Origin of the sequence: Mycobacterium persicum (genome assembly GCF_002086675.1) — a bacterium.
Lineage (GTDB): Bacteria > Actinomycetota > Actinomycetes > Mycobacteriales > Mycobacteriaceae > Mycobacterium > Mycobacterium persicum.
Genome location: NZ_MVIF01000260.1, coordinates 1 through 902 on the forward strand (window position 1 = coordinate 1; position 902 = coordinate 902).

Below are 902 nucleotides of genomic sequence, written 5' to 3' on the forward strand. Positions count from 1 at the left end.
ACCTCCGCCCCACCGCCGCCGATGATCGTGAATTCACCTGGCGCGCTTGGTATTCCAATTATGGCGCTGACGGCCTATCGCAACGCCGAACAGAAGATGGCCGTTGCCGCGCCGGCGTGCGGTATCAGCTGGAACCTGCTGGCCGGGATCGGACGGATCGAGTCGATGCACGCTAACGGCGGCGCCGTCGACGCACGCGGTACCGCGGTCAGCCCGATCTACGGCCCCGCCCTCGACGGCACGTTGCCCGGCAACGAGGTCATCATCCAAAGCATGGTCGGCAACCGGGTCACCTACGCCCGCGCCATGGGCCCTATGCAGTTCTTGCCCGGCACCTGGGCTCGTTACGCCGTCGACGGCGACAACGACGGCGTACCCGATCCGCAAAACCTGTTCGACTCCACCCTGGCGGCCGCTCGCTACCTGTGCAGCGGCGGACTGAATCTGCGGGACCCCGCGCAAGTCATGGCCGCCATCTTGCGCTACAACAACTCGATGCCCTATGCCCAGAACGTGCTGGGCTGGGCGGCGGCGTACGCCACCGGCGTGGTGCCGGTCGACCTGCCGCCGATCACCGGGCCGCCGCCGCCGATCGGCGACGCACACCTGGAGCATCCGGAGGGGCTGGGGCCGAACCTGCCGATGAATGTCAACGGCCTGGGCGCCTACGACCCGATGGGCCACATCCCGTTGATCGACTTCGGCCCGCCGCAGCTGGCCAACACGCCGCCGCCGCTGTGGCCGTGGCTGCAACAACCCACCCCACAGCCCCAGGCGCCGCAACCCGGGTGCACTCTGATCTGCATCACGCCACAGAACCCGCCTGAGGCGGTTCCGCCCGGAGGTCCTCCGGTGCCGTTCGGGGGCATCGTGATTGCACCGCCGGCTGCGCCCGCCGCTCC

1 protein-coding gene is annotated in these 902 nt (G+C 69.1%); it reads left to right on the forward strand.

Translation table 11 applies throughout. From position 1 onward, the window contains the following. The coding region (locus tag BST40_RS28260) for a lytic transglycosylase domain-containing protein (RefSeq protein WP_208618954.1) at positions 1-902 on the forward strand (902 nt) is incomplete at both ends.